The organism is Klebsiella sp. JB_Kp004 (genome assembly GCF_040065795.1).
In the GTDB taxonomy this organism is placed as follows: Bacteria; Pseudomonadota; Gammaproteobacteria; order Enterobacterales; family Enterobacteriaceae; genus Klebsiella; species Klebsiella quasipneumoniae.
In genome coordinates this window covers 50,724-75,496 of sequence record NZ_JBEAKW010000050.1, presented here as the reverse complement: position 1 = coordinate 75,496, position 24,773 = coordinate 50,724, and the positions used below count along the sequence as shown (strand labels likewise).

General features: G+C 55.4%; 23 protein-coding genes and 1 pseudogene. 5 read left to right on the top strand and 19 right to left on the bottom strand.

Annotated features, from left to right (window positions below; translation table 11 throughout):
* Positions 1-4 precede the first annotated feature (4 nt).
* A complete protein-coding gene (locus ABLX76_RS23730) occupies positions 5-634 on the bottom strand; it encodes a hypothetical protein (protein ID WP_086075195.1) in 630 nt (209 codons plus the stop codon).
* Positions 635-726: 92 nt separating this feature from the next.
* Here ABLX76_RS23730 and ABLX76_RS23725 point away from each other — a divergent pair, with 92 nt between their 5' ends.
* Positions 727-1,656 (top strand): LysR family transcriptional regulator, encoded by a 930-nt coding sequence (locus ABLX76_RS23725; RefSeq protein ID WP_065882782.1) that lies wholly within the window; start codon positions 727-729, stop codon positions 1,654-1,656.
* Here the strand turns inward: ABLX76_RS23725 and ABLX76_RS23720 are convergent.
* The 8 genes and pseudogenes from ABLX76_RS23720 to ABLX76_RS23685 form a co-directional block, all read right to left on the bottom strand.
* A complete protein-coding gene (locus tag ABLX76_RS23720) occupies positions 1,604-1,969 on the bottom strand; it encodes a DUF805 domain-containing protein (protein ID WP_065882783.1) in 366 nt (121 codons plus the stop codon). The genes ABLX76_RS23725 and ABLX76_RS23720 overlap by 53 nt on opposite strands.
* A 29-nt stretch (positions 1,970-1,998) precedes the next feature.
* A complete protein-coding gene (gene rihC / locus ABLX76_RS23715) occupies positions 1,999-2,913 on the bottom strand; it encodes a ribonucleoside hydrolase RihC (RefSeq protein WP_348875367.1) in 915 nt (304 codons plus the stop codon).
* Positions 2,914-2,980: 67 nt separating this feature from the next.
* Positions 2,981-3,931: a 4-hydroxy-3-methylbut-2-enyl diphosphate reductase gene (gene ispH / locus ABLX76_RS23710; RefSeq protein WP_002887979.1), complete on the bottom strand. Its 951-nt coding sequence runs from the start codon at positions 3,929-3,931 to the stop codon at positions 2,981-2,983.
* A gap of 1 nt (position 3,932) precedes the next feature.
* Positions 3,933-4,382, bottom strand: coding sequence for an FKBP-type peptidyl-prolyl cis-trans isomerase (fkpB, locus tag ABLX76_RS23705; protein WP_023291927.1), 450 nt, complete (start codon positions 4,380-4,382; stop codon positions 3,933-3,935).
* Between the two features lie 116 nt (positions 4,383-4,498).
* On the bottom strand, positions 4,499-4,999 hold the full coding sequence (gene lspA / locus ABLX76_RS23700; protein WP_023291926.1) for a signal peptidase II: 501 nt from the start codon (positions 4,997-4,999) through the stop codon (positions 4,499-4,501).
* Entirely contained in the window at positions 4,999-7,815 is a 2,817-nt protein-coding gene (gene ileS / locus ABLX76_RS23695) for an isoleucine--tRNA ligase (RefSeq protein ID WP_243806005.1), read from the bottom strand. The genes lspA and ileS overlap by 1 nt, the downstream gene beginning before the upstream one ends.
* Positions 7,816-7,858: 43 nt before the next feature.
* Positions 7,859-8,797 (bottom strand): bifunctional riboflavin kinase/FAD synthetase, encoded by a 939-nt coding sequence (gene ribF / locus ABLX76_RS23690; protein WP_004204236.1) that lies wholly within the window; start codon positions 8,795-8,797, stop codon positions 7,859-7,861.
* Positions 8,798-8,804: 7 nt separating this feature from the next.
* A pseudogene (locus ABLX76_RS23685) lies at positions 8,805-9,010 on the bottom strand (DUF2575 domain-containing protein); the annotation flags it as partial.
* A 116-nt stretch (positions 9,011-9,126) separates the two neighbouring features.
* Here ABLX76_RS23685 and rpsT point away from each other — a divergent pair.
* Entirely contained in the window at positions 9,127-9,390 is a 264-nt protein-coding gene (gene rpsT / locus ABLX76_RS23680) for a 30S ribosomal protein S20 (RefSeq protein WP_002887965.1), read from the top strand.
* Positions 9,391-9,499: 109 nt separating this feature from the next.
* Here the strand turns inward: rpsT and nhaR are convergent, their stop codons facing one another.
* The 8 genes from nhaR to dnaK form a co-directional block, all read right to left on the bottom strand.
* The gene (nhaR, locus tag ABLX76_RS23675) at positions 9,500-10,396 is read right to left on the bottom strand and encodes a transcriptional activator NhaR (protein ID WP_023291923.1); all 897 of its coding nucleotides are present in this window, start codon (positions 10,394-10,396) and stop codon (positions 9,500-9,502) included.
* A 54-nt stretch (positions 10,397-10,450) separates the two neighbouring features.
* A complete protein-coding gene (gene nhaA / locus ABLX76_RS23670) occupies positions 10,451-11,626 on the bottom strand; it encodes a Na+/H+ antiporter NhaA (RefSeq protein ID WP_044525319.1) in 1,176 nt (391 codons plus the stop codon).
* Between the two features lie 171 nt (positions 11,627-11,797).
* The gene (locus ABLX76_RS23665) at positions 11,798-13,066 is read right to left on the bottom strand and encodes a cytoplasmic protein (RefSeq protein WP_087848861.1); all 1,269 of its coding nucleotides are present in this window, start codon (positions 13,064-13,066) and stop codon (positions 11,798-11,800) included.
* Between the two features lie 27 nt (positions 13,067-13,093).
* Positions 13,094-14,293, bottom strand: a complete 1,200-nt coding sequence (locus tag ABLX76_RS23660) for an anaerobic sulfatase maturase (RefSeq protein WP_348875372.1) — start codon at positions 14,291-14,293, stop codon at positions 13,094-13,096.
* Between the two features lie 99 nt (positions 14,294-14,392).
* A complete protein-coding gene (locus ABLX76_RS23655) occupies positions 14,393-15,886 on the bottom strand; it encodes a sulfatase-like hydrolase/transferase (protein ID WP_049014573.1) in 1,494 nt (497 codons plus the stop codon).
* Between the two features lie 20 nt (positions 15,887-15,906).
* Positions 15,907-16,674: an outer membrane protein OmpK gene (locus ABLX76_RS23650; RefSeq protein ID WP_023291918.1), complete on the bottom strand. Its 768-nt coding sequence runs from the start codon at positions 16,672-16,674 to the stop codon at positions 15,907-15,909.
* Positions 16,675-17,276: 602 nt separating this feature from the next.
* Positions 17,277-18,410, bottom strand: a complete 1,134-nt coding sequence (gene dnaJ / locus ABLX76_RS23645; RefSeq protein WP_002887955.1) for a molecular chaperone DnaJ — start codon at positions 18,408-18,410, stop codon at positions 17,277-17,279.
* An 87-nt stretch (positions 18,411-18,497) separates the two neighbouring features.
* Positions 18,498-20,414 carry a molecular chaperone DnaK gene (gene dnaK / locus ABLX76_RS23640; protein ID WP_023291917.1) on the bottom strand — a complete coding sequence of 639 codons (1,917 nt, stop codon included), beginning with the start codon at positions 20,412-20,414 and terminating at the stop codon, positions 18,498-18,500.
* Between the two features lie 397 nt (positions 20,415-20,811).
* On the opposite strand from dnaK, the gene ABLX76_RS23635 reads away from it, so the two are divergent.
* The 3 genes from ABLX76_RS23635 (at position 20,812) to satP (ending at position 22,649) form a co-directional block, all read left to right on the top strand.
* Entirely contained in the window at positions 20,812-21,216 is a 405-nt protein-coding gene (locus ABLX76_RS23635) for a DUF2541 family protein (RefSeq protein ID WP_023291916.1), read from the top strand.
* Between the two features lie 28 nt (positions 21,217-21,244).
* Positions 21,245-21,994 (top strand): acidic protein MsyB, encoded by a 750-nt coding sequence (msyB, locus tag ABLX76_RS23630; protein WP_032452396.1) that lies wholly within the window; start codon positions 21,245-21,247, stop codon positions 21,992-21,994.
* A gap of 88 nt (positions 21,995-22,082) precedes the next feature.
* A complete protein-coding gene (gene satP, locus ABLX76_RS23625) occupies positions 22,083-22,649 on the top strand; it encodes an acetate uptake transporter (RefSeq protein ID WP_032452395.1) in 567 nt (188 codons plus the stop codon).
* A gap of 55 nt (positions 22,650-22,704) precedes the next feature.
* Here the strand turns inward: satP and ABLX76_RS23620 are convergent, their stop codons facing one another.
* Both ABLX76_RS23620 and mog read right to left on the bottom strand, forming a co-directional pair.
* A complete protein-coding gene (locus ABLX76_RS23620) occupies positions 22,705-24,006 on the bottom strand; it encodes an MFS transporter (RefSeq protein ID WP_023291913.1) in 1,302 nt (433 codons plus the stop codon).
* 119 nt (positions 24,007-24,125) lie between these two features.
* Positions 24,126-24,713 (bottom strand): molybdopterin adenylyltransferase, encoded by a 588-nt coding sequence (gene mog / locus ABLX76_RS23615; protein ID WP_004204229.1) that lies wholly within the window; start codon positions 24,711-24,713, stop codon positions 24,126-24,128.
* Positions 24,714-24,773: the final 60 nt, after the last annotated feature.

Genomic DNA, 24,773 nt, shown 5'->3' with positions numbered 1-24,773 from the left:
ACGTTTACGCCAGGGAATAGCTGACCACCAGCTGCCCCTTCTTCATCTTAATCTGACTGATAAGAATGTCGCCCAGCTCCGCCAGGCGGGCGACGTGTGTGCCACCGCAGGGATAGGCGGGCAGTTCGCCAAACCCCACCATGCGCAAACCCTCAGCGAAGATCACCTGACGCGGGAGGTTCTGCGCCTGCCATGCCTTCACCTGGCTCAGCAGCGCGCTGGCGTCGGGTATCACGGCGTGGTTCCCGCCGGTGAAAGCGATCCGCCCCTCGCCAGGCCAGTGGTGCGCTTTCACCGGTTGCCAGCCAAGCTGTTCGCCCGCCAGGCCAAGCAGGTGGCCGGCGGAATGCAGGCGGGCATGCAGTTGTCTCGCGGAGGCATCTATTCTCATCTCCACTTCACCGAGGGGAAGCGGTTGCGACAGAATATGCAGCACGCTGTCGCCACGCACAATAACCGTCTCAACGGCCTGACCAGCTATCCAGCCGCGATCCGCCGGTTGACCGCCCCCTTGCGGGTGAAACAGCGTCCGATCCAGTTCGATGGCGTAGCGGCCATCCGCTTCCGCAGTGCAGGCGATGATCTGGGCGCGCCCATCGGTAGCGTCGCTGGTGTAATAAACCCGTTCAGTCATAGTGATTCTCCTCTCTGTCCGCCCAGTATATTATTAATACCGACAGCGATAATCCTATCACCCGCCAATGCACTCTTGCTCCGGGAGCACAAATGAATCTCAGCCTCCTGCCCGACCTTGCCCTTTTCGTCCAGATCGTCGACCAGGGCAGCTTCTCCGCCGTCGCCCGCCAGAGCGGCATTACCCCTTCCGCCGTTAGCCGCAGCGTGTCGCGGCTGGAGCGAGAGATGGGCTGCAAACTGCTGCAGCGTACCACCCGCAAGCTGCGTCTGAGCGATGCCGGGGAAACGGTGTATCAGCATGCCCAGCAGATGCTGGAAGCGGCGCGACAGGCGATGGATTCCGCCGGCAGTCGCCAAACGGTCGCCCAGGGAAAGCTGACGCTCAGCGTGCCGAAAGCCGTCGGCCGCTTCGTGATCCATCCGCTGATGATGGCGTTTTTTCAGCGTTACCCGCAGGTTGACGTCTGCCTGCGGCTGGAAGATCGCCCTCTGGATTTTATCGATGACGGTATCGATCTGGCGTTACGCATCACCGATACCCCCTCGCCCGGTCTGCATGGCAAACCGTTGATGCCAGTCACGCACGTTATCTGCGCCACTGAGGCCTATTTACAGCGCCACGGTATGCCGCGCACGCCGCAGGAACTGCGCGCGCACAGCTGCATCAGCCTTGGCGAAACGCCCGCCGACGCGCGCTGGAAGTTCCGTCGGGAAGGGAGAACCGAAACGGTGCAAACATACGGGCGGTACGCCGCCAACCATACCGCCGTGCGCCTCGACGCGGTCAGACAGCATTTAGGGATCGGCAGCCTGCCGCTGTTCACCGCCCGCGAGGCGCTGGCGAATGGCGACATCGTGCAGGTGCTGCCCGAATGGGAATTTATCAGCAGCTACTCTGGCGATCTGTGGCTGCTCTGGACGGGAGATAAGCATATGCCCGCCAGAATGCGGGCGATGATTGATTATCTCAGCGAGACGGTGCCGACGCTGAACGCAGGCAGCATAGCGCCAGCGAAATAACCGCAAACCACGGAATGATAATCCCCAGCACGAACCAGAGCCCGGAGCGGCCGATATCATGCATCCGCCGGCAGCCGATCGCCAGCAGAGGGAGAGTCATCAGCAGCAACCACAGCGCAGCAAAGGGAATAACAACAAAACTGAGGATGCCGTATTGAGGGTTAATGCTGGTTGCCAGCCACCAGACGGCCAGCGGCGCGCTGGCGATCAGTAGATTGATAAGAAAAAACGTCCAGAACTGCTGTCGGCTGGCCCGGCCGCTAAAATTAAAGGTCTCTTTCCAGCCGCTTAAATACGCCTGTCCATAGGTCATCACTTCTCTCCTTGAAGATTGGGTGAGTATTACGGCGCCAGGGCGATCACCTCCGCCGCCCAGCGCTGAAACCCTTCGACATCGATATCCAGCGCCACCTGGGCATTGGCCGGCTGGCCCAGTCGCCCTTCGATATCCACCACCGTGGCGCCGGCGGTCCAGGTTCCCTGCGTCTCCACCGCCACAAAACACGGCTGTAGGGTGAACAGTTCCGGGCGGACCAGCCAGGCGATAGCGCAGAGATCGTGCATTCTCAGACCACTGCTCATACTGCCGCTGCGATAGTGGCTAAACAGCGCATGGAGCATTTTACCGGTCTGATTCAGCGTCGGCAGGGTCGCCAGATAATCCGCCGTCAGCAGCGCCCGATTGGTGACGTCCAGTCCGCACATGACAATCTCCAGCCCGCTGTGGAAGACTTTCGCGGCGGCTTCCGGGTCGATGGCAATATTGAATTCGGCATTCGGCGTAAAGTTGCCCCGGCCCGCCGAGCCGCCCATGATCACCAGCCGGCGAATGTTGAACACGCATTCGGGATACTGGGTCAGCAGCAGCGCAATATTGGTCAATGGGCCAATCGCCACCAGAGTGATCGGCTCGGCAACATGCATCAGCGCATCGCGGATCGCCTGGAAGGCCGGCTTCGCCAGCGGCTGCCGGTAATGCTCAACAAAGTCATACCCTTCCATACCGGATTCGCCATGCACCGAGGCGGCATCGCGCAGAGGACGCACCAGCGGCATCGAGGCGCCCTGCGCCAGCGGCACATCGGCATGCCAGAAGTGCAGCAGCTGCAGCGCGTTACGGGTCGTCTTCTCTACCGAGACATTGCCCGCCACGGTGGTCATCAGCTGCAGATCCAGCTCAGGGGCGAACAGCGCCGCGGCAATAGCGGCAGCATCGTCGATGCCCGGGTCTGTATCAAGAATGATCGGTAAGCGCATGGTTTCTCCCTAAAAAAAATGCCAGACGTTAAGTCTGGCATCTTCTCATACTGCTGACGGAAAGAACTTACTCTACTTCACGGACATCCACACGCAGCTCTTTCGGCACTTCAAAGACGATATTCTCTTCCCGGCCTTCCAGCGGTACGGCTTCGCCGCCGCCCAGCTCCTGCAGGCGGGTAATGACGTTCTGCACCAGAATATCCGGCGCCGACGCGCCCGCCGTCACGCCGACGCAGGCAGCATCCTTGACCCACGCTTCCTGAATATCGGAGGCATCGTCAATCAGGTAAGCCGCCTTACCCATCCGCTGCGCCAGTTCGGCGAGGCGGTTTGAGTTGGAGGAGTTTTTCGAACCAACCACCAGCACCACGTCAGCCTGCTCCGCCAGCGCGCGCACCGCTTCCTGACGGTTAGTGGTGGCATAGCAAATGTCGTCTTTGCGCGGGCCGACGATTTTCGGGAAACGCGCGCGCAGCGCGTCAATCACATCCGAGGTATCATCCACCGAGAGGGTGGTCTGGGTCATAAACGACAGCCGGGCGTCGTTTTTGACTTCCAGCTTGAGAACGTCTTCCGGCGACTCGACCAGGTACATGCCCCCTTGCGGGTTATTGTACTGCCCCATCGTGCCTTCAACTTCCGGGTGCCCGGCATGGCCGATCAGAATCGACTCTTCGCCACGGCGGCTGGCGCGGGCGACTTCCATATGCACTTTCGTCACCAGCGGACAGGTGGCGTCGAACACCGTCAGATCGCGGCTCTTCGCTTCATTCCGTACCGCCTGCGATACGCCGTGAGCGGAGAAGATCAGGATCGCGCCATCCGGTACTTCGCTGATCTGTTCGATAAAAATGGCGCCGCGCTTACGCAGGCTATCCACCACATAGCGGTTATGCACCACTTCATGACGAACATAGATCGGCGCGCCGTACAGCGTCAGCGCGTTTTCTACAATGCTGATAGCGCGGTCAACGCCAGCGCAAAAGCCGCGCGGGTTAGCCAACAGGATCTGCATGTTAATCCTCCAGCGCCGGATCGATCTCCAGCACTTCAATATCAAAATGAACGGTGCGCCCGGCCAGCGGATGGTTGAAGTCGACGGTGATGGAATCGCCGTTCACTTCACGGATCACGCCAGGCATTTCGCTGCCATCCATTGCGGTAAAGAGCATAATCGCGCCGATCTCCGGCTCGCCGGCGTCGATAAACTCGCGGCGAGAGAAATACTGAATCAGGTCCGGGCTCGGGACGCCAAATGCGGCGTCAGGCTCCAGCGAAAAGGCCTTTTTCTCGCCCTCTTTCAGACCAAGAAGCTGTTGCTCCAGCCCCTCAGACAGGGAGGTGTCGCCGAGGCGAAACAGCGCCGGTTTGCCATTGTTACGGGTTGACTCGGCGGTGGATCCATCGTCCAGCTTCAGCGTGAAGTGAACGAGAACCGCGCTGTTGCTTTGTACGGATTTAGACATGCAAATTGCTCGCTTGTTTTCGGTCACCTGTTGCCCGGAGGCGCTACGCTTACCGGGCGACGGGAGACCACACATTCTGTAGGCCGGGCTGGCGTGGCGCCACCCGGCATTAACATTTACGCCTGCTCTTTTGCGGTCGGTTTCGGCAGGAAGCCTTCCAGCACAATCATCGCCGCGCCGATGCAGATAGCGCTATCGGCGAGGTTGAAAGTGGCGAAGTGCCAGTCGCCGACGTAGAAGTCGATCATATCGACCACAAAGCCGTGCCACAGGCGATCGAACAAGTTGCCCAGCGCGCCGCCGATAATCAGGGCGTAGGCAATATTGTTCAGCTTTTGCGTCGCCTTCGAACGGTACATCAGCACCGTCAGCACCACGCAAATGCCGATGGCGATCCCGGAAAAGAACCAGCGCTGCCAGCCGCCGCTGTCGGCGAGGAAGCTAAAGGCCGCGCCATAGTTGCGGGCATAATGCAGATTAAGCGACGGGAACAGCGGAACCGTCTCCCCCAGAGCGAAGTTCTGGAGGATCAGGAATTTGCTGCCCAGATCGATAATCAGCACGGCTACGACCACCCACAGCCAGCGTAGCCCCGTTGAACAAATCGATTTACTCATCAGGCGAATTTACGTTGCTCGCCGTCACCGGCGACGTTGCTCACACAGCGTCCGCAGATTTCCGCGTGTTCCGCCACCTTGCCGATATCGGTGGTGTAATGCCAGCAGCGCGGGCATTTCTCACCTTCAGCTTTGCTCAATGCGACTTTCAGTCCTTTGAGCAGTTCGCTCTGCTGGGCATCAGCAGGCGCGCTCGCATAGTCTGCGACGTTCGCCCCGGAGGTCAACAGGACAAATCGCAATTCATCGCCCAGCGCGTTGAGCTTAGCGGCCAGATCGGCATCAGCATACAGCGTCACCGAGGCTTCCAGCGAGCCGCCGACTTTCTTATCCGCACGCGCCTGTTCAATCACTTTGTTGACTTCGCCACGGACTTTCAGCAGCTCATCCCAGAAGCCGTCATTCATCGCTTCGTTGTCGGCCAGACCGAAGAGACCTTGATACCATTCGCCGGTAAAGACGTATTTCTCACGCTCGCCCGGCAGGTAACCCCAGATTTCGTCCGCGGTGAAGGACATGATCGGCGCCATCCAGCGCACCAGCGCTTCCACGATGTGGAACAGCGCGGTCTGACAACTGCGACGCGCCAGGCTGTCCGCCCTGGCGGTGTACTGACGGTCTTTGATGATGTCGAGGTAGAACGAGCCCATCTCAATGGAGCAGAAGCGCATCAGGCGCTGCACCACTTCGTGGAAGTCGTAGGATTCGTAGGCTTTCAGGATATCTTCCTGTGCCGCCTGCGCGCAGCCGACCGCCCAGCGATCCAGCACCACCATCTCTTCCGGTTTGACCATGTCTTTTGCCGGATCGAAACCGTTCAGGTTGGCCAGCAGGAAGCGCGCGGTGTTACGGATACGACGATAGCTGTCCGCGGCGCGTTTGAGGATCTCGTCTGAGACCGCCATTTCGCCGGTGTAGTCGGTGGAAGCCACCCACAGGCGCAGGATATCGGCGCCCAGCTTGTTCATCACGTCCTGCGGGCTAACGGTGTTGCCGATAGACTTGGACATTTTGCGGCCCTGACCATCGACGGTGAAGCCGTGGGTCAGTACCTGACGATATGGCGCTTTACCTTTCATCGCCGTGGAAATCATCAGAGAGGACATGAACCAGCCACGATGCTGGTCGGAGCCTTCCAGATACATATCGGCGGCGTGACCGGCGAATTCCGGACGCACGTCAACCACGGAAGAGTGGGTCGACCCGGAGTCAAACCAGACGTCGAGGGTATCCGGCACTTTCTCGTAGCTGTCAGCGTCATCGCCAAGGATGTCGCGGGAATCGAGATCCCACCACGCCTGGATGCCGTCGACTTCAACACGCTTCGCGACTTCTTCCATCAGCTCAAGGGTACGCGGGTGCAGTTCGTGAGTTTCTTTATGCACGAACAGCGACATCGGCACGCCCCAGGTACGCTGACGGGAGATGCACCAGTCAGGACGGTTGGCGACCATCGATTCGATACGCGCCTGGCCCCAGTCCGGGATCCACTGCACGCCTTTGATCTCTTTCAGGGACTGCGCGCGCAGACCTTTCTGATCCATGCTCACGAACCACTGCGGGGTGGCGCGGAAGATGATTGGCGACTTGTGGCGCCAGCAGCACGGATAGCTGTGCTGCATTTTTTCCACATGCAACAGCGCGCCGCGCTCACGCAGCATCTCAACGATGATATCGTTGGCTTTGAAGACGTTGATACCGTCCAGAGACGGATAGGTGCCTGGCAGATAAGCCCCGTCCGGGCCAACCGGGTTAGCGATTTCCAGACCGTATTTCTGGCTGATCGTGTAATCGTCCGGACCGTGGCCGCCGGCGGTATGCACCGCACCGGTACCGGCATCCAGCGTCACGTGGTCGCCAAGGATCGCCGGCACGTCGAAATCGAGGAACGGATGCTGGAAACGCATCAGTTCAAGCTCGGCGCCGTTCACCGCCGCCAGGATGGTGTAATCAGCCGCGCCAACGCGCTTCATCACGCTCTCAACGAGGTCTTTCGCCAGGATCAGCGCCTGACCGTCCACCTGCACCAGCGCATAGTCGAACTCTGGCGACAGGGAGATGGCGCGGTTAGCCGGCAGGGTCCACGGGGTGGTGGTCCAGATAACCAGCGACACCGGGCCGTTGACGTCGGCGACGCCGAATTTCGCCAGCACCGCGGCTTTATCTACCGCGTGGAACGCCACGTCGATGGATGGAGAAGTCTTGTCGTAATACTCCACTTCCGCTTCCGCCAGCGCGGAACGGCAGTCTACGCACCAGTGCACCGGCTTGGCGCCTTTATGCAGGTGACCGTTGCCGATGATTTTACCCAGCGCGCGAATGATGTTGGCTTCGGTTTTGAAGTCCATGGTCAGATACGGATGCGACCAGTCGCCCAGCACGCCGAGACGGATGAAATCTTTACGCTGACCCTCGATCTGCAGAGCGGCATATTCGCGGCACTTGGCGCGGAATTCTGCGGCGGTGAACTTCTCGCCCGGCTTGCCGTATTCCTGCTCTACTTTCAGCTCGATCGGCAGACCGTGGCAGTCCCAGCCCGGAACGTAAGGCGAGTCATAGCCCGTCAGTCCTTTGGACTTAACGATAATATCTTTCAGAATCTTGTTAACCGAGTGACCAATATGAATACTGCCATTCGCATAAGGAGGGCCATCATGCAGAATGAAGGTTTTTTTGCCTTTTTTGGCTGCACGAATGATGCCGTACAGGTCATCATCGGTCCAACGCGCCAGCATTCCCGGTTCGCGTTTGGCGAGGTCGCCACGCATAGGGAACCCTGTTTCCGGCAAATTCAGGGTCGATTTATAGTCACTCATCAGATTCTCGGTTCCGTATTTCGGTTTGATAAACACCAGTGGCTCAGGCCTGGCTGGTCAGCCCAAATAATTCGCGGGCCGTTAACTCATCACGTGCGATTTGCGCCTTCAGCTCGTCGAGCGACGCAAACCGCTGCTCATTACGTATCTTTTTACGCAGTACTACATTGATATGGCGACCGTAGAGGTCCATTACAACGTCCAACAGATGCACTTCGAGCTGCTGACGCACGCCCGCTACCGTTGGACGGGTGCCAATATTGGCGACGCCGGCGATCGGCTTGTCGCCCAGCCCTGTCACTTCTACCGCATAGACCCCTTTAACCGGGGAAACCTGACGACGCAGCGGTAAGTTCGCCGTCGGAAAACCTATGGTACGGCCCAGTTCGTCGCCATGCACGACGCGTCCGGAAATGCTAAACGGATGGCCGAGCAGCGTCTCCGCCAACAGGAGATCGTCATCAGCCAGCGCCTGACGCACCGCCGTGCTGCTGATCCGCACCCCGCCTTCGCAGAAGGTTTGGGTGCTGGTGACGTCGAAGCCGTATTCCGCCCCCGCCTTTTGTAATAACAAGAAATCCCCCTGGCGACCAGCGCCAAAGCGGAAATCGTCACCGACGGCAAGGAACTGCACGCCCAGGCGGCGCACCAGCAGTTCACTGATAAAATCCTGCGCCGTCAGCGCGGCGAACCGGCGGTCGAAGCGAACGCACAGCACATAGTCGACCCCGCTTTCAGCCAGATAGCTCAGCTTTTCACGCAGGCGGGTCAACCGCGCCGGGGCTTTATCGGCGGCAAAGAGCTCGAGCGGCTGGGGTTCGAAAATCATCACCACCACCGGTAAACCGCGCTGGCGGCCCTCTTCGCGCAAGCGCTGCAGCAGCGCCTGATGCCCACGATGCACGCCGTCAAAATTGCCAATGGTCAGCACGCACCCGTGCGGGGCCTGACTGAGATTATGTATGCCGCGTATCAGCTTCATGTCTGGCTCAAAACAGTGAAAATCGTCCGAGTATACCTTGTACAACTGTCAACGTTAACCAGCGATTGCTCCTCGGCAACGAAAGTTCTCAGGAATTCATTCACTCAGCGCGAGTCAGCGGGAAAACCGCCCGCCCCCGGCGATTTTTATGGTGGAAAAGCTGTATTCGCCTGCGACAAGCTGGTAGAATCTTGCGCCATCACTACGTAATGAAGCGCTGTGGTGTTAAACGGCGCTTATTTGCACAAATCCATTGACAAAAGAAGGCTAAACGGGCATATTCCTCGGCCTTTGAATTGTCCATATAGAACACATTTGGGAGTTGGACCTTGGCTAATATCAAATCAGCTAAGAAGCGCGCCGTTCAGTCTGAAAAGGCTCGCAAGCACAACGCTAGCCGTCGCTCTATGATGCGTACTTTCATCAAGAAAGTATACGCAGCTATCGAAGCTGGCGACAAAGCTGCTGCACAAAAAGCATTTAACGAAATGCAACCGATCGTGGACCGTCAGGCTGCTAAAGGTCTGATCCACAAAAACAAAGCTGCGCGTCATAAGGCTAACCTGACCGCTCAGATCAACAAACTGGCTTAATCGCTGCTTGTTGTCGCTTTGTGAAAAAACCCGCGAAAGCGGGTTTTTTTATGCCTGTCATCTTTCCCGTCCTGGCGCGACCTGAGCCACGCCAGCCCACGCTTTCCGGCTATCTGGGTTCAGTAAACAGCGACGAATAATCGCGATTGCAGATGCGCTGTACCGCCGGATGCTGAATCATCCGTTCGGCGAAAATGGCGTGATACTCCTCCATCACGCTATCCATGCGGCCAATTTCGACAATCGATTCATCATGGTAGAAATCATGCGCGTAGAGCGTCGGCGCGACAAAAATCGCATTATGCGCGGCGCCGAAGGCTTTCATGAGCGCCGCGTCGTCAAACTCGCCGAGGATCTCCACCTTCAGCCCCTGCACGTTAATCCAGTTCAGCAGCTTACGTCCCAGCATTGAGCGTCGACCAGGGATCAGCAACCGTCGCTCTTCAAGACAGGCCGGGAACGGCTTCATTGGCGCCGGGTTCATGCACCAGAAGCTGACGCTGCACTCGCCAATCTTCACCGAAAACAGCCCTTCCTGCTGCGTCGAGTCGATCGGGCAGTCAGAGATAATCATATCGAGCTTATGCTGGCTCAGCTGCTCCAGCAGCAGCTCATGGGTGGATTCAAAACAGCGCAGATGGATCTGCTCGCTTTCGACAACGGCGGCATCCAGTACGCCGCTGACCAGCCGTTTCGATAGCGCATCGGCCACGCCGACGTCAAACAGCAGATTCGACTCTTTGCGGTAGTTGACGATGTCGAGCATCTCCTGGCTCAGGGTAAACATCCGGTCGGCGTAGCGAAAGACCAACTCCCCGAGCTCGCTCGGCTCCAGCCCTCTTCCCTTGCGCTTAAATAACTTTCCCTGCAGACGCTCCTCCAGCGCTTTGATCTGCCCGGTAATGGTTTGCGGCGTCAGAAACAGCGCCTCCGCCGCGCCCACGACAGACCCTTCTTTATAGACGTGCCAGAAGTAGTACAGATGGTTGTAGTTGATATGTGACATGCTTCTCTCCCTGATAATGTCCAGGAGAGCCTGGCAGGCCCTCCTGCAGAAAGGTTATACCGCGAGGCGAGTATCCGTTACGCGCTGACGCAGTATGAGGTAGCCGGTAACAGCTGATACCACCGATCCAATTAAGATGCCAAGCTTGGCCCAGTTGATTAACGCGGGATCGACATTGGCGAAGGCCAGCGTGGCGATAAAAATCGACATCGTAAAGCCAATCCCGCACAGAATGCCCACCGCCATAATCTGCCGGCAGGTGGTCCCCTCCGGTAGCGAGGCCCACTTCAGCTTCAGGGCCAGCCAGCAGAACAGGCTGATCCCCAGCGGCTTACCGATAAACAGGCCGGCCATGATACCCAGGGGCAGCAGCGACGTCAGTCCATCAAGCGTAACCCCCCGCAGCGAGACGCCCGCGTTGGCGAAGGCAAACAGCGGCAGGATCATAAACGCCACCCACGGATGCAGGACATGCTCAAGCACTTTAGCCGGTGACTGACCCTGCTTCTCCTGGAGCGGGATCATAAAGCCAACGATGACCCCGGCAAGCGTCGCGTGAACGCCGGACTTCAGCACCGCGGTCCACAGCACCGCACCGACCAGAATATAGATCCCGGTGCGTCGCACGCCGCTCAGATTCAGAACCACCAGCACCGCAATCGCCGCCGCCGCCACGCCCAGCGAGAGCATTGACAGGTCGTGGGTATAAAACAGCGCGATAATCACGATAGCCCCAAGGTCATCAATAATCGCCAGCGCCATCAGGAAAATCTTCAGCGCCGTCGGGACGCGGCTGCCTAACAGCGCCAGCACGCCGAGGGCAAAGGCAATATCCGTCGCCGCCGGGATCGCCCAACCCTCTCTGGCGACAGGATCCTGAGCGTTAAAGGCCAGATAGACCAGCGCCGGGACGATCATCCCGCCGAGCGCGGCAATCACCGGAAAGACCGCCTGACGGCGACTCGCCAGCGAGCCCTGAATCAGCTCGCGTTTAACCTCCAGGCCAATCAGCAAGAAGAACACCGCCATCAGGGCATCATTGATCCATAGCAGCATATTCTTGTTGATCTCCAGCGCCCCCACCCGCAGCTGTACAGGCGTATCAAGGAAGGAGTGATACAGACCGCTGGTCACGCTGGTATTGGCCATGACCATCGCCAGCGCCGCGGCGATGATTAAGACAATGCCGCCGGAAGCATCGCTACTGAAGAATCGTTGCAGATGTTTCACTTTTACTTTCATCCTGTTGGTGAATAACTCGATAAAAGTATAATACACAGACTGATAACTCGAAAAAATCAGATTTAAGTTGCGCTAATGCTCGATTTTTACGAGTTAAAGAGGAGGGATAAGACAATGATAGACTGGGCAGCAAAAGGCCAGGCGTTGACGAAAGCAGAATTAACCGCGCAGATCGTCCCACATTTTCTGTCTTTTATTATATTCATATTTCAGACAATCCAGCGTCACGGTCACGTTCGCCGGAGACAGGCGATTTAGCTGCGGCAAAAAAGGATGCGCGTGCAGGTATTGAATAAATTTCGTCGCGCCATTTAACGTGGCGTGCCGCAGATTGGCCGTTTTTTTATTGCCGGTTAGGTTACAAACCGCCATCGCATAGTCCCGTGTAGAGAAGGTCCGCCAGACATTGTTGCGGTTCCCTCCGCCCATAAACAGGCGCGGCGGGATATCATGCAGCGGCGGCGTCATGCCTCGCTCTCTGACAAATGAGATATGGCATCGCCCCTGTTGAACCTGCTGCAAATTCGCCATCAGGCAGCCACCCAATATAAAACATTCCTGATCGATGTAGTGTTGAATATTGAGGGAACGTGCATCTGTCAGTGTTTTGACTAATTCAAAATGGCGATAAGCCGGCAATACGGGTTTGACCAGCATCCCCGGATCGTTTTTGTATAACGCCGCCGGTCCGTAATCCACATCAAAAAGCGTTGCGCGCCGCATCGTTATCGCTTCTTTCCGTTGCACAAGATGTACCAGCGTACCGGGCGGCAGGCGCTCTTCGTAATAAGAGTGGTATTGATACTCCGTTTCAACGGGCTGGAGTGAATAATTGGTTGTTACGGATATAATCCGACCGGTAGTCTCCTCGGCGGTGACCAGCACATACAGAAAATTGTCACCGCCGTTAAATTTAACCCGAAAAGCGCGGGTGCTGAGGGTAATGTCGAAAGCGGGAAAGGCAAACTCACGTTCCGCCTGATTTGCCCTGCGGGATAACTTCTGTAATTCACGGCTTAGTCCGGTACTGTCTAACGCAAGGGCGGATCGGATATCCGCCAGCGAAGCCCCATCCTGGATGAGTGCGGCAAGATAATCCTGGCGCGGATCGGTTTTATATCTGACGGGATAAAGAAATGTTTTATGGCACTGCTGGCAGCAGACGCGTGGCTCCCCCTGCGCGGAAAAGCCATACTTTTTTAGTGAGACGCCGCCGCATCCGGGGCAGGATTTTATCAATCCTTTCCATACCCGATTTACCGACTGGCGAAAAAGATTCAGCGATCTTGCCGAAATCACAGGAAAAGGAAAACCACATGCCCTGCATAACACATTTTTCCCCTGGTTCTGGTAATCGGGGCTGTTCAACACGCCCAGGTTTTTGCAGCCTGGCGTTTTGCAACTATCGACATTAACCTGAGAAAACATGATTAACTCCCTGTGACGGTATGATTTTCAAACAAATATTGATTTTATCTCTGCCGGTGAAAAACCATTCTGATGGAGCGTTTTCATGGCGCTCATTATTACCGCGCTATGCGAAAAAAATGCCTTATAACCCGCGCACAAATAGTTGTGGTTTCTCTCGCCCGTCGCGGATAGCAAGAAGCGGTGCTTGGGGCAGCCGCCGTAGCAGGCAAATTGCCACTGACAAGAGCGACACTCCTGCGCCATTGAGTGGCTTTTATCATCACCAAACTGCTGGTTTTGCGCGCTATTATTCATCGCATGTAGCGTTGTATCCTGAATATTTCCCAGCCTGTACTGCGGATAAACAAAATGATCGCAGTTATAAACGTCGCCGTTCATCTCCATCGCAAACGCGCTGCCGCAGGTTGGCGCGAATACGCATACCTGGGGAGGCAACCCACACCAGGCGGCAAGCGTCTGTTCAAACATCTGTATGCCTATGTCGCCAATGTCTTCGCGGACCCATACATCAAAAATAGCGTTAAGAAAATGGCCAAACTGTAGCGGATCAACCGACCACGGCATCATTTTTGTTTGCCTGTCCTCAGGGTGCGCCAGCCCAAGGCCGCTCTTTTCGCTGCTTCTTTCCACCAAAGGGATAAATTGCATATAACGGCTGCCGATGCTCTTCAGATAGCGATATACCTGAAGCGGATGGCGCATATTGCTCTGATTAACAACCGTCAGCGTATTAAATTCAACGCCGTGGCGGTGCAGACATTGTATGGCCTGTTCAACTTTCGCATGCGTCGCTTTTCCCGAGCGCGTAACGCGCCATTCGTCATGCAAGGCTGCATCACCGTCAATGGAAATACCGACCAGGAATTGATTGGCCCGAAAAAACTCAGACCATTGGTCGTCGATCAAAATGCCGTTCGTCTGGAAGGTATTCACAATCGTTTTTCCCGCAGCATAACGCTGCTGGAGTTCGATCGCCCGGCGATAAAAAGGCAGCCCCATCAACGTCGGTTCTCCGCCCTGCCAGGCAAAAATCACCTCATCAACCTCTTGCGCGGCAATATGTTGTTTAATGAAGCGTTCCAGCATCTCGTCTGACATTCTGTAGTTGCGCTTTCGCTCCGGGTAGAGCTTTTCCTTTTCCAGATAGAAGCAGTACTTACAATCAAGATTGCATACTGAACCTGTCGGTTTAATCATGACCTGACAGCTCTTTCTTCGCATGATCGCTATGTCCATCCCAATAAAAAGAACCTGATTCAGTTTAAACACCGAATCAGGCGGGCATCGCCCTAAGTGGCATACTACGGTTTTATGGTTATTCGGTTAGCCCCAGGTGACCGGCGTCGGCTTATCGCCACGGGCTTTCATTAACGAATCGTTATCGATGTCTGCTTTATACTTCAGGAACTTATCGTACAGTTGTTTCTCAATATCCGGCCGTTTGCCAATCTGATTGAGCGTTTCGTAACGGTCGGTCTTCAGGTTGTAGAGATATTTCGGTTTATTTTCACGATCGATGATCATCTTCCAGTCGCCATCCCTGATCGCCCACTCATCGGTTGGATCGTCCTGGAATGGCATATCAACGCCGAAGATCAACGGCTTATTACGCTCCAGCGGCTTCTGTTCCAGCAGCGGAACCAAAGACTGGCCATCGTACGTGCGATCGTTCGGGAGTGTAAAATCCATCATCTTCGCCAGCGTCGGCATCCAGTCAAGACCGGAAACCGGCGTATCCGTCACCATCCCCTGCGGCAGATGTTTGCCATATTTAATAATCGCCGGAACGCGGATGCCGCCTTCCCACAGATTATCTTTACGGCCACGCAAACCATCGGTCTCACCCGCCAGGTTCAGCTCATACACCTTACGCGCCTCACGCGTTACCGGGCCATTGTCACTGGTGAAAATCACGATGGTGTTGTCTTCTTCGCCCATTGCCTTAATTTTATCCAGCACTTTACCGACCTGAGCATCCATGTAACTGATGTTCGCGTAGTACTCCCCCGTGCCACGCCACGGTTTATCAGCCCAGTCGCCATAAAACAGGTCTGGATGCTGTTTTTGGTACGCGCTCATATATTGCGAGTACATATCGAGATACTTCTTCGGCGAAGCCAGCGGGCTGTGCACCTCAGTAAACGCGACATATAAGAAGAACGGCTTATCATCTTTCTTATTATCCAGCCAGTTCACCACTTCAGAGCTGACAAATTCACCGCTCATTTTATCTGCGCGACCAATTCGTTGCCCATTGCGTAGCCATCCTGTCGGATGCACCACCCCGTAGCGAGGACGCTCTTTGGCATTATCCAGCGTGGAATCCGTGACAAATCCCGCCGGATTCACCAGACTGTAATCAAACCCCATATCTTTTGCCTGGGGTTGATCGGTACGATCTCCACCTGCATTCAGGTGCAGTTTGCCCATCATCGCCGTGTCATAGCCCTGCTGTTTCAACAGATTGGCGATGGTCAGTTCATTACGCCCTAATGCAACATCTTTGCCTTCCGGGATCCATGAGCGAATACCGGTACGAAATGGCATACGACCGGTTAACAGACCCGCACGGGAGGGAGAGCACAGCGGCGCAGGCGCATAATAATCGGTGAATTTCACCCCTTCCTGCGCCAGTTTGTCGATATTCGGGGTTTTGACAATGGGATGTCCATAAGTTGCAAGATCGCCATACCCTAAATCATCAGCCAGAATAATAACCAAATTAGGACGCTTTTCTGTTGCGGCATGTGCTGTTGACAGCGCGCTCCCGGCACATAGCGCCAGCCCAATCATACTGGCAACAACTGTTCTTTTCATTTTAACTCCTTTGACATTTTTTAAAATTCATACCCAACCATATAAATCATTTGATCGCCAAAGCCGTCATAACCTAATTTGTTTTTAAAATAACGCCAGGTTACCGTTGCCTTCCAGCGAGGATAAAATTTCCAGGCCAGCGTTAAACCGCCATTAATGCCATAATCACCGTGTTGCTGTTCCGCGTAGGCATCATTTCGCTCAAATTCAATTTCATTCCAGTCTGACAGAACAAATTTCTCGTCAAACAGTGTGAAGTTATAAGCTGCCGTCCAGCCCAGCACATACCCGTTCCAGCCGCTTGTTTGTCCATATTTTGGCGAAACATAATCACCCGACTCATTGTGGAGTCCGAGGTAAGGTTTAAAGAATCCCCATTTCCCGGACCATCCCAGATAACCAAGACCATAAAACATGTCCAGATCATCCCCCCACGTATTTTCCCACTGGCCATAAATCTTGCCAAAGAGCGTATAGTCAGAGCCAAAAAGGCGAACATGCGTCATCGCTGAAACCGTATGGTTACGTCCCGCGACAGAATGGTTGAGTACATTACTTTCAAAAAAAGAATAGAATTCAGCTTCTTTAAAATTGACGCCAAAATCAGCTGTGGCTTTCCAGACTTCACCACGACCAACATCGACAAAGCCGCTGTTCCAGTCAGCATAACCTGCATTAATCGATCCAAAAGAATATTGGTAGTCCAAAGATGCTTGTACGGAGTGACTAAAGCCCAAGGATGCTGCAAGTATCGTACAAGCCAATAGCGTATTTTTTATCCGAGGCATTGAAAGTATTTCCCAAAGTTATAATTCGTCCATAGCCATACACTACTTTTCTGCGGCGCTTATTGTTAGCGAAACACACCGTCAAAATAGTGATGAAAATCTCATATCAAAAGGGACGATGGGTATTATCAGGCATGTGTCAAAATATGTTGTTTTAGTGAGGGTAAGTTATTATTTATAAATATCCGGCACGATCATAACGCACTTGTCTGTTACCTATTTTTGTCATAACTGGCGAGCAAGGACGTTATTGATTTGAGCGACGTCCGACAATACCCATTTGGGCAACCACAGATGAAACGTTCGGGCTTTATCCTGGATGATTAAGACATAATGCCCCAGCAACATCGAAATGACCAGACCATCAATTATTCATGTTATAAATAATAAAGCCCTATTGAGATTAACTGCACATATATTAAATGCATGTAGGTTATGCCATAAGGGAAAAATAAATCAATGGGAAGAACGCTGTTAATACTCCTGATTCAATAAAATAAAGATTCTGAATCAAAGAGTTAAATTAATGGATGCATCAAGAACAAATAAAAAAGCCTGGGATTTCTCAATCTCAGGCTTTTTATCAGCAATGACGGAAATGATTAACGAGTCAAATCATCAAAAAACTTCTTCACACCGTCAAAGAAGCTTTTCGAACGCGGGCTGTTGTTTTCCCCGGTCGGGCCGCCGAAGCTTTCCTGCAGCTCTTTCAGCAGCTGCTTCTGCTTCTCGTTCAGCCCCACCGGCGTCTCCACCACCACCCGGCACAGCAGATCGCCCTGCGCGCCGCCGCGAACGGATTTCACGCCTTTCCCACGCATGCGGAACAGCTTGCCGGTCTGGGTTTCACCCGGAATTTTCAGGTTGACGCGACCGTCGAGCGTCGGAACCTCAATCTCACCGCCCAGCGCAGCCATGGTGAAGTTGATCGGCACTTCGCAGTACAGGTTATTACCTTCACGCTCAAAGATAGCGTGCTGCTTCACCTGAACCTGAACGTACAGATCCCCTGCCGGTGCGCCATGCTCGCCGGCTTCGCCTTCGCCCGCCAGACGGATCCGGTCGCCGGTATCCACGCCCGCCGGGATTTTAACCGACAGGGTTTTGGTCTTCTCAACGCGGCCGTGACCATGACATTTATTGCACGGATCTTTAATCAGCGTACCGCGTCCCTGACAGTGCGGACAGGTCTGCTGTACTGCAAAGAAACCCTGACGCATCTGTACCTGGCCCGCGCCATGACAGGTCGGACAGGTCTGCGGTTTGCTGCCTGCTTTGGCGCCGCTGCCGTGGCAGACGTCGCACTCTTCCAGCGTCGGAATACGGATCTCTTTGGTGACGCCACGAACCGCTTCTTCCAGCGTCAGCTCCATGTTGTAACGGAGATCGGCGCCGCGCGCCGCGCGCTGCCGGCCACGTCCGCCGCCAAAGATATCGCCGAAAACATCGCCAAAGATATCGCTGAAGTCCGCACCGCCGCCAAAACCGCCGCCGCCGCCCATGCCGCCCTGCTCAAAGGCCGCATGGCCGTACTGATCGTAGGCCGCACGCTTCTGGGCATCAGTCAGGATTTCATACGCTTCTTTGATTTCTTTAAATTTGGCTTCGGCCTCTTTATCACCCTGGTTGCGGTCCGGGTGATACTTCATGGCCAGGCGCTTATAAGCCTTTTTGATTTCACGCTCTTCCGCTGTTTTGGAGACGCCTAAAATCTCGTAGTAATCTTGCTTTGCCATCGGTGTTTTTCAGCCCCTTAACATGCGTGCACGGGCGGAGAGGAAACCTCTTCGCCCGTGCCAGTGTTTTACCCGTTCAAAGGGCGATTATTTTTTATCTTTCACTTCTTCGAACTCAGCGTCGACAACATCGTCGTCTTTCGCGTTGCTCGCCTGAGCGTCAGCGGAACCCGCCTGCTGCTGCGCATGCTGCTGCTGGGCGATTTCCATCAGCTTCTGGGAAACCTGCGCCAGCGCCTGCATTTTCGCTTCGATGTCCGCTTTGTCTTCACCTTTCAGCGAAGTTTCCAGCGCGGTCAGCGCAGACTCGATGGCAGTTTTGTCGTCAGCCGGCAGTTTATCGCCTGCTTCTTCAACCTGCTTGCGAGTGCTGTGCAGCAGATGGTCGCCCTGGTTACGGGTCTGTACCAGCTCTTCGAACTTACGGTCAGATTCGGCGTTAGCTTCCGCTTCGCGAACCATTTTCTGAATTTCTTCTTCATTCAGACCGGAAGACGCTTTGATGGTGATCTTCTGCTCTTTACCGCTGTTTTTGTCTTTCGCGGAGACGTGCAGGATACCGTCAGCATCGATGTCAAAGGTCACTTCGATCTGCGGCATGCCGCGCGGCGCCGGGTTAATGCCATCCAGGTTGAACTGACCCAGAGATTTGTTATCAGACGCGCGTTTACGCTCACCCTGCAGCACATGGATGGTAACCGCGGACTGGTTGTCTTCAGCGGTAGAGAACACCTGGCTGTGCTTGGTCGGGATAGTGGTGTTTTTGCTGATCAGCGCAGTCATCACGCCGCCCATGGTTTCGATACCCAGCGACAGCGGGGTCACGTCGAGCAGCAGAACGTCTTTCACATCACCGGTCAGTACACCGCCCTGAACGGCAGCACCGATCGCCACGGCTTCGTCCGGGTTAACGTCTTTACGCGGTTCTTTACCAAAGAACTCGGCCACTTTCTTCTGCACCATCGGCATACGAGTCTGACCACCAACGAGGATGACGTCGTTGATATCGGAAACGGACAGACCGGCATCCTGCAGGGCTACTTTCAGCGGCTCGATGGAACGGTTAACCAGGTCTTCTACCAGGCTTTCCAGTTTCGCACGCGTCACTTTGATGTTCATGTGTTTCGGACCGGTCGCGTCTGCCGTGATGTAAGGCAGGTTAACGTCGGTCTGCTGAGCAGAAGACAGTTCAATCTTCGCTTTCTCAGCGGCTTCTTTCAGGCGCTGCATCGCCAGCGGGTCGTTGCGCAGGTCAATGCCCTGATCTTTCTTAAATTCATCAACGAGGTAGTTGATCAGACGGGTATCGAAGTCTTCGCCGCCCAGGTGGGTATCACCGTTGGTCGCCAGTACTTCGAAGGTTTTTTCGCCATCAACTTCGTCGATTTCGATAATAGAGATATCGAAAGTACCACCACCGAGGTCGTAAACCGCGATCGTGCGGTTGCCAACTTCTTTATCCAGACCGTACGCCAGCGCGGCCGCGGTCGGTTCGTTGATGATACGTTTGACTTCCAGACCGGCGATACGGCCAGCATCTTTGGTTGCCTGACGCTGCGCATCGTTGAAGTAAGCCGGTACGGTGATAACCGCTTCAGTTACCGGTTCACCCAGGTAATCTTCAGCCGTTTTCTTCATTTTTTTCAGCACTTCAGCAGAGATCTGCGGCGGTGCAGTTTTGGTGCCCTTCACATCCAGCCATGCGTCGCCATTGTCTGCGGCAACAATTTTGTATGGCATGATAGAAACGTCACGCTGAACTTCTTCGTCCTGGAAGCGGCGGCCAATCAGGCGTTTAATCGCAAACAGGGTGTTTTGCGGGTTTGTCACTGCCTGACGTTTAGCCGGCTGACCAACCAGAGTTTCACCATCCTGGGTATAGGCAATGATAGAAGGCGTGGTGCGATCGCCTTCGGCGTTCTCCAGCACGCGTGCAGTAGTGCCATCCATAATCGCTACACAAGAGTTGGTAGTACCCAGGTCGATACCAATAATTTTACCCATCTAAACGTCTCCACTAAAAATTCGATCAACATGTGGTTGTGAACCTGTAATAAGGGCGAAACGTGCGGTTTCAACTGCCCAGACATCATTTTTTTTCAGGTTCTTCACTGCGGTTGACTACAAGATGGGGTCGCCCACCCCGGCATCAAGGGGCAAGCAGAAAAATTTTTTGTCGAAGGCCAGCCGACGCCCTCGCCCGCTGCCGTCGATGGCCTAGCAAACGATGTTGTCGGGCGGCAAAAAAGATGGCGAAACACCCATACAAGTAACGAATAAAAAAAACCGAATATATTCATAATATCATTGACATAAAACGCAATACTTGTGCGCTAAAAGCCCCGTTTTCGCAGTGATAAGATCCCCGCCCTCGCACTTTACTTATTCAGGGGACAGATTAATGAAATCACTATTCCGGCTTTCAGCCGGGCTTATCCTTAGCGTGTCAGTTATCACCTCGGCGGCCGCCAACGACCATAAGATCCTCGGCGTGATAGCCATGCCGCGCAATGAGACCAACGATCTGACGCTGAAGCTTCCCGTCTGCCGGGTGGTCAAACGTATTCAGCTCAGCGCCGAACGCGGCGATATTCAGCTCTCCGGAGCAACGGTCTACTTTAAGGCCAGCCACGGCGCCAGCCACACCCTGAACGTGCCCGCCGGGATCAAAGAGGGCCACACCACCGGCTGGATTTCCCTCAACAGCGATAACGACAACAAGCGCTGTGTGAAAAAAATCGCCTTCTCCGGCCACACGGTCAACTCCTCAGATATGGCCTCACTGAAAATTATCGGCGACGACTAACGTCGTCCCCTGCCCGAGAGAAAACGTTATGCATATTAACTATCTGGATGATGACGATCTCGCCTTTCTGCCTGAGTGCAGCGAGGCGCATCTGGAAGCGTTTACCCGTATTCTGACCCACGGGGAAAATGGCAAACCCCGTCTCTCCAGTACGCTGCTGCGCAACGAGACCTTTCTGTCTATGGAGGGCCACCCGGAGCGCTATCGCCGCAACTGGCAGTTGATCGCCGGCGAGCTACAGCATTTCGGCGGCGACAGCATCGCCAATACGCTGCGCCGCCATGGCAAATTTTATCGCGCCATCCTGCTGGATGTGTGTAAAAGGCTAAAGGCGAAGGTCGATAAACAGATGACGACGCCGCAGATCGAGCAACAGTTGTTGACGCATTTTCTGCAGCACAGCTGGAATAAGCTGGATGAGGAACAAAAAACGCAGTTTCTCGCCGCGGTGGAGTGCCGGAGTCATGAGCTGGAAAGCCTGCTGCCCCATCTGTTGAGGCGCCGCAAGCTGAGTGAAGGCGTTGCCCTGCTACTCGATGAGCGGTTAACCGCCATTCTGCGCACGCACGCCGCCGTGAGCGTCATCGGCCATGGCCTGGTACGCGGCGCCGGGCTGGGGGGGCCGCTTGGCGCCGCGCTGAACAGCGTGAAAGCGGTAAGCGGCAGCGCTTATCGGGTCACCATCCCCGCGGTTCTGCATATTGCCTGTTTACGACAAATGCTCCACTCGTCGTCGGGCGCAACTGAAATTGGTGAAAAATACCCCGCCAGATCATAGACAGCCTTTCCGCGCCTCATTATTATGCCGCGCCCCGCCGCCAAGTCGCGGGGTAATGCTTCCCTTTTAATGATAATTTTGAGGAATTATGGGCAACACTAAGTTGGCTAATCCGGCACCGCTGGGCCTTATGGGCTTCGGAATGACCACTATTCTGCTTAACCTGGCGAATAGCGGCCTGTTCGCATTCGATGTAGCTATCCTGGCGATGGGCATTTTTTACGGCGGCATTGCGCAAATTTTTGCCGGCCTGCTGGAATACAAAAAAGGCAACACCTTTGGCTTGACCGCTTTTACCTCCTACGGCAGCTTCTGGCTGACGCTGGTTGCTATTCTCCTGATGCCGAAAATGGGCCTGGCTGATGCGCCGAACGCGCACTTCCTCGGCATGTATCTCGGCCTGTGGGGTATTTTTACGTTGTTCATGTTCTTCGGTACGCTGAAAGCCGCACGCATGCTGCAGTTCGTGTTCCTGAGCCTGACGGTGCTGTTTGCGCTGCTGGCGATTGGTCATCTGGTGGATAACGAAGGCATCGTGAAAGTTGCTGGCTGGGTCGGCCTGGTTTGCGGCGCCAGCGCCATTTACCTGGCGATGGGCGAAGTGCTGAACGAGCAGTTCGGCCGCACCGTGCTGCCGATCGGCGAACCGCGTTAATCTTCCGCCGCCGCCCTGTGACAGGGCGGCGGCTGGTCATCATCGGCAAACCTGCTTAGCGCTGCAGCTCCCCTTCCGGCAACCTCGCCGCCGTCAGCCCCTGACGCAGCCAGATACCTAATCCCAGCCCCATCAGCGACAAGGCCAGCACATACCAGGCCGGGGCCATCGGCGACACCCCCATCAGCATCGTGACGGCAATTGGCGTCAGGCCGCCAAAAATCGCGTACGACAGATTGTAGGAAAAGGAGATGCCGGTGAAGCGCACTTCCGCCGGGAAGGCCCGCACCATAACATAAGGCACAGCCCCCACCACGCCCACACAGAGTCCCACCGTGCCGTAGAGCAGAAACAGCCGCTGCGGGCTGGCGCCAGACAGGTGGTAAAATGCCCAGCTGGCAACCGCCAGCAGCAGGCTGCCGACGATAAAGGTGCGGCTGGCGCCGAAGCGGTCCGCCGCCAGCCCGGCGAGCAGACAGCCGATGCACAACATAATCGTGGCAATGCTGTTGGCCTGCAGGGTTATCGCCGGGGCGAAGCCATAGTGTTTCTGCAGCCAGACCGGTGACATCAGGATCACCACCACCACGCCTGCCGACAGCAGCCAGGTCAGCAGCATAGAGACCGCCACCGCCTTCTGGTGCTTGAGGACGACCGCTTTTACCGGCAGCTCCTGCGCCAGCGCTTTGCGCTGCTGCATCTCAAGAAAAATAGGCGTCTCCTGCAGCCAGCGGCGCAGATACATCGCCACCAGACCAAATACGCCTCCCAGCAGGAAGGGGATCCGCCAGCCGCCGTCGTGGATCCCCTGCGGCGTCAGGCTGGTGTTGATAAGCGTCGCTACCACCGATCCCAGCAGGATGCCTACGGTCAGGCCGGCCGTCAGCGTGCCGCAGGCGATACCAATGCGTTTTTCCGGAACATGCTCGGCGACAAACACCCAGGCGCCAGGCACCTCGCCGCCGATCGCCGCCCCCTGCAGAATACGCATCAGCAGCAACAGCAGCGGCGCGACGATGCCCACCGAGCTGTAGGTCGGCAGCAGACCAATCGCCAGGGTCGGCAGCGCCATCAGCAGGATGCTGAGGGTAAACATTTTCTTGCGGCCTACCAGATCGCCAAAATGGGCCATGATGATCCCCCCCAGCGGACGCGCCAGGTAACCGGCGGCGAAAATGCCAAAGGTCTGTACCTGGCGAAGCCATTCCGGAATATCCGCGGGGAAGAAGAGCTCGCCGACGACGGCGGCAAAGAAAACGAAGATGATAAAGTCATAAAACTCCAGCGCGCCGCCAAGGGCGGCCAGCGTCAGCGTTTTATAATCCTGGCGGTTGAGCGGTCGGTTTGCATATGACATAACGCGATTTCATCCTGAGGCGTGCAGCGTATTTTATAGTGTGTAAAGTAAACAGCACTATATCGTAAATAAAACGGCACACCATCAGCGATGCATGTTATGTCACAAATGCATCAAATTCAGGATAAAGTTTCGCGTCGGGCACTTTTTGGACGAAATGCTTCTACCACACGGCCATCGGTTTCCACATAAGGCCCCTCCAGCAACTGTACACAATAAGGTACACTTGCGAAAATACCGTGCACCAGCACGTTGCCGTCAGCATCTTTCACCCCTTCCAGGGTCTCCTGAATCGCTTTCGGTTGTCCGGGAAGATTGAGGATCAGCGCCTGCTTGCGGATCACCCCGACCTGCCGGGAAAGGATCGCCGTCGGCACAAAGTGTAGGCTAACCTGGCGCATTTGCTCGCCGAAGCCCGGCATCTCGCGATCGGCAATCGCCAGCGTGGCGTCGGGCGTCACATCGCGACGCGCCGGGCCGGTGCCGCCGGTGGTCAGCACCAGATGGCACCCCATCTCGTCAACCAGTTCGCACAGCGTTTGCTCAATAATGACCTGCTCATCCGGGATCAGGCGAGTCTGCAGTTCAAAAGGGGTGGTAAGGGCACGCGCCAGCCACTCTTCCAGTGCCGGGATGCCTTTGTCCTGATAGACGCCGCTGGAGGCGCGATCGGAAATGGAAACTAAGCCGATTCGTAAGGTATTCATGGTTATTCCGTTCAAACTGTGGCGTTAAACGAAATGATACACTGCTGCTGGCGGGACAGA